Source organism: Nocardiopsis sp. NPDC055879, from assembly GCF_053615935.1.
On record NZ_JBSHCT010000059.1, the window covers coordinates 1 to 4796 of the forward strand.

Annotated in this window: 4 protein-coding genes; 3 read left to right on the plus strand and 1 reads right to left on the minus strand. The window is 63.3% G+C overall.

Annotation, left to right across the window (positions count from 1 at the left end; all coding sequences use genetic code 11):
* The 3 genes from ACWGKS_RS29520 to ACWGKS_RS29530 all read left to right on the plus strand — a co-directional run.
* Positions 1 to 640, plus strand: a 640-nt coding sequence (locus ACWGKS_RS29520; protein WP_452524989.1) for a zinc ribbon domain-containing protein, incomplete at its 5' end; no start/stop codon positions are given.
* Between the two features lie 1016 nt (positions 641 to 1656).
* A complete protein-coding gene (locus ACWGKS_RS29525) occupies positions 1657 to 1827 on the plus strand; it encodes a hypothetical protein (RefSeq protein ID WP_452524991.1) in 171 nt (56 codons plus the stop codon).
* 416 nt (positions 1828 to 2243) lie between these two features.
* A complete protein-coding gene (locus ACWGKS_RS29530; RefSeq protein WP_452524993.1) occupies positions 2244 to 3083 on the plus strand; it encodes a P22 phage major capsid protein family protein in 840 nt (279 codons plus the stop codon).
* A 1589-nt stretch (positions 3084 to 4672) separates the two neighbouring features.
* On the opposite strand, the gene ACWGKS_RS29535 is transcribed toward ACWGKS_RS29530, so the two are convergent.
* The coding region (locus ACWGKS_RS29535; protein WP_452524995.1) for a GntR family transcriptional regulator at positions 4673 to 4796 on the minus strand (124 nt) is incomplete at its 5' end.

Genomic DNA, 4796 nt, shown 5'->3' on the forward strand with positions numbered 1-4796 from the left:
GTCGTACACCTCCGCGCCGAACACCACACATTGGCTTTCAGCCGCTGCAATCTGCGGAACGTGTGGACGCACGTTGACCTACGCCAACAACAAGCCCTACCCGACCTCGCCCAACGCGGAACCGATCATGAGGTGCTACGGACGCGCAGGCGACCGCTGCAAGGGAACCAGGATCACGGTCACGAAGCTAGAAGAGTTCGTCACCACGGAATTCCTATCCGTGGCCGGACCCCTGGAAGCGGTCGAATCGGTATTCGTGCCCGGGACGGACAACGCGGCCGAACTCGACTCCGTGGCGCGCGCTATCGCCAACCTCCGAGACGACCGGGATCTAGGGCTGTTCGACGATGACGAAGACGACTACCGGGCACGCATGAAAGCGCTAGTGGCGAGGCGTGCACGTCTGCAAGCGGAACCGTCCCGCCCCGCGAGGTGGGAAACGCGCGGGACAGGGTCCACCGTCGCGGAGGTCTGGGAGCGCAGCGGAGACACAGGACGCGCGGCGTTGATCCGGGGCATGGGGCAAGTCTGCGTGGTGTACTCCGCCAACCGTCGCCGGAACGTCGCTACCGAAGACCGCGCGGAGTTCATGCCTACGGAGGTTGCGGAGAAGATCTACCCGGAGCACTTCGACGCGTAGGAACGCCCCTAGCGCCCGGTGCCGCCCCTCGCGGGCGGTGCCGGGGCGCTTTCGTGTGTGTGTCGCGGGTCGCGCAGAGTCGCAGGGGTGACGGCAGGTGACGTTTCGCGGAGGCCCAAAAGAGCCCATCACCGCTGTTGACCTGCGAGGAGTGATGAAGTGATGGTTTGATACCCAAATCCCAAACCCCATACAGCGCCCCTTGCCCCCTCGTGTACGCACAACAGCGAACGCTCCGTCACTCGTCACTCTTGACCGCGTTTCGGTCTCCGCGAGGCGCGTCCTAGCTGGTCACCATAGGTGAGCCATCCGAAAGTAGCGTTTCGCTAATCGTCACTCCGGTGGCGGAACCGCCACCGCGTCGCGGAGTCGCGGAGTCGCGGAGTTGCGGAGTCGCGAGGACGCGGGAGCGAGGACGCGGGAGCGAGGACGCGGATGCTGTTTGTGACACCCGGATGCAGTTCTCAACCGAATCTGCACACCGTCTGACCTGGGATTAGTGCTACTATGCAGCTTTTCTTTAAAAATCAAGCATCACTCAGTGTCTACGGCCCTCTACCCCTATACGCAAGTAACCCCGGACGGCTTGCATCGCTACATCGACCCCCGCGAAATAGGGTGTTTTAGCTGGTCACCCCTAGTGCAGATCTTCACTGAGATCTGCATTCCGGGGGTTCATGGCTGCATCGGGCTGCATCCCCCGCGTCCGCGAGGCGGCTTCTCCGCGAACCCGCGAACCCGCGAACCCGCGAACCCGCGAACCCGCGCACGGCGCACGCGTAGGGGTCACGTGGGGGCAGGATGCCTCTACGCGTCTCTGAGTTGCCCGCAGACACGTTTGCAGGGCGCTCCCTACTCTCAGTCCGCCTAGGCCGCCCCTAGGCACTCTGCGTGCATTCTGGGGCCTTGTGTGTCTCTCGCCGCTTGCCCGCGTCCTCGCCGCGAGGGCGAGCGTGCACCCGGATAACCATAATGACGGGCGAGATACGCCCGGCAACCTATCCCGGGGGTCCCCAATGACGTTTGAGCTTTACACCCGCATTCTTGACGGCCTGTCCTACGCCGTCCATTCGACCGCGCACCGCCGCGACACCCGGAACGCTCCGGAGCTTATCGACGTGCGCGACGCGTTCGCCCGCGAATTCCCGGAGTTCCAGGCGCGTTACGTTCCGGCCGGTGAGCGCTAATGGACCCGGCTACCGGCCCGGACGGTGCCCCGCTTCCTCCGGAGATCGCGGCCATTGCGGACGGCGACTTTGACACGCTCAAAACCATCACGTCGGCGCTGCTTCACAGGTTGACGCAGCGTATGCCAGCGGAAGACCCTGCCGGATTTGCGAGGGCGGTACAGAATGGCAAGTAAGCGCGCACCTGTGGAACAGGCGGATCTTCCTAAGCGTCCCGGGGCGACTGCGGACGCTGCTGAGTGGGAGGCGTACGCGTCCCTGCTCGAAAACATGCTGATCACGGGCGAACCGCTAGAGGACGACCCCCGCGAGATCGCAAAGGCCATTCAGGCCGGGTAGCACTTCCCTTTCCTCCGTCTCCGACTATCGGGGGCATTTCAATCATGATTGGGGCCATAATGGCCAACTCTTTCCCCGTGTCTCAGGCTATCGGCGGTGCTCTAGGGCTTCTCGAAGCTAATTCCGTTCTCGGTAAGCGTGTCTACCGTGACGCGGAAAAGTCTTTCGGTGGCGGAACCGGTACTACCGTACAGGTGCGTGTCCCGAATACCATTACCGCAACTAACGGTCTGGGACAGAACACCGTCTACACCGACATTAACGAGTCGACCGTCCCTGTGGAAATCACGGCCGAAGCCTATTCGGCGATCGCCCTGACCGACCAGGAAATGTCGCTTAGCGTTATCGACTTTGGTAAGCAGGTGCTACAGCCTCAGGCATCCGGCATTGCGAAGTACTGTGAGCAGGCCATTGCGGGTGTCATGAACGATGCCGCTACTGAGTCGACTAGCGAGATCGACCCGACCAACCCACTTGGCGCGTTCGTTCGTGCTGCTGCTGAGTTCACCCGCCGCGAGGTCCCTTTGCAGGGTCGGACGATGGCTATCGGCCCTGACGTCCTTGAGGTGCTTTTGGCTCTGCCTGCGCTACAGGATGTCGCGGCTGCTGGTGGCGGTGATGTGCTCGAAGGTGGCTTCGTCGCGCGTCTTCTCGGCTTTGAAATTGTGGTCTCGCCCTATATCACCGGCGCTGTCGCATTCACCCGCGAGGGGTTCGCCCTCGCCACGCGTGCCCCTGGTGTTCCGGAGGGTGCGGGGTACGCCGCGACTGAGACCCACAATGGGTGGGCGATGCGGCTCCTACAGGATTTCGATCTCACTCGCCGCGCGGAGGTTTCCCTCATGTCGGTGTTCGTGGGTGCGACCCTGCTTGACGATCGTAGGGTGATGGCGTTCTCGCTGCCCGCTGCGGACTAGCAGACCCCCCTTCCCGAAAAGGGTGGGGGGTTCTTATGTGGGTGGGAGGGTTACGGGCATGAGCCCCCGCCCATTTGAGAGCCCCCTTACCCCGGTCCCTCCGTGTGTCGAGTGAGACGTTCTAGATGCGCTGTACGCGGCGCTGTAGTAGCCGTTGCCGCACGCGCGCGGCGCGACTGTAGTTCGGTTCTGTTCGTGGGTTGAGCGTGCGCGTGCGTGCGCTAGAAACGCGGCGGGAATCCGTGGGTTCGCGAGAGGGAGTCGTGAGTTTTCCGCTTTGGTTTCTGACCGCGAAAATGGGAACCTTGAAAAAACTCAGACATTTTTGAAAAGTTTTTTCTTCCGTGACCCCGAGCCGCACCCGCGCGGAGGTCTTTGACCTGCGAAGGGGTGGCGGGGTGCCCCCAAGTCAGGGGGGAGACAGCGGAGGGGTATTGCTGAAAATTCGCTGTACGGGTCTGGGCTTTCGCCCGGTCCGTTGACCTGCGCGAGCATTTTTCAGGACGTGCGCACGTCGCGCCCGCGCAATGCGCCCGCGCGCGAGGTTGCCGTTTCGGGTTTGAGCCGCGAAAACGGAGACCTCCGAAAAATATTTTGGGTGCCGGAAACTTTTGCCTTGCCGGAGCGTGCCGGAGGTCGTGCCGCCTGCGTGCCGGAGCGCGGCACACCCCTTGCCGTTCTCGACACGGCCCGTGCCGTTCACCGGCACGTCTTCGTTGTCCAGGCGGACGACCGTGCCGCTACCGGCAAGCCGTTGACCATTGGTTATGCCGCCCTTGCCGGCAAGGTTGCCGGTCGTGCCGGAGCTTGCCGCTTGCGTGCCGCCGTCCGTGCCGGTAGCGGCAAGCTGTGCCGGAGTGTGTGCCGGTCGTGCCGGAGGGCTTGCCGCTCAACGGCAAACCTCTTGCCGCCGTGCCGTTCTTAGGAGAGAACCGTGTCTGAAGAAACCAAGCAATGTGACCGTTGCCGCGAGGACAAGTCCCTCACATCCTTTGCGACACACGCGCGGGCGAAAGACGGACACCGCCGGTCGTGCCGGTCGTGTGTCCTCTCCGCTGCGAGCCAGAAGAACACCGTGCGGGTGCGCACGGCAAAAGCCTATGACGCCGCGAGGGAACGTTACGATGACCGCGTTATTGACCCTATTCCGTTCCCCGGTGGCGTAGTCGAGTTCGCCCCGTGGCGAGGTGCACCGAAGGATGGGCCGTTTACGGTGAACCTTCGTCGACACGGTCCGGTTCCTACCGCAGCGAGGATTCCGGCGTGCAGCCGCGAGTGTGCGGAGGTCGTTCTCCGCGAGTGGGAACCCCACGTGTACACCGAACTTCGCGGAACTCGACTGTCGCACTACGGACACCGCGCTGCGCTGCGTCCGCTGCGGGTGCATGTGTCAGGTGTCGACCGCGCCGGAGCGTGCTCCGCGTGTGGTCGCGAGGTTGAGCCGCAGACGCGGCACGGGCACGCGTAGACCCGCAACACAAATCACCCCTAGGTGACGGATTGGGCATGATCCGTCACCTAGGGGCTTTTTTCATGCCCGAAAGTTGTGTGTGTGCGATTCTGCGCACGGACCCCCGCGACGCGCACGGTCATACGTCCGGGTTGGCAGTGACAAACGTGCCCTTCCCCTTGGACGCGGCGACAAGCCCCTTGCCCGCGAGCAACGCGATGGCAGCGCGCACGGTAGGGCGCGATACCCCGAACTCTTCGCAT

Excerpts from the sequence above, each read along its gene's own strand:
- ACWGKS_RS29525 (WP_452524991.1), top strand. The coding sequence starts at position 1,657 with ATGACGTTTGAGCTTTACACCCGCATTCTTGACGGCCTGTCCTACGCC.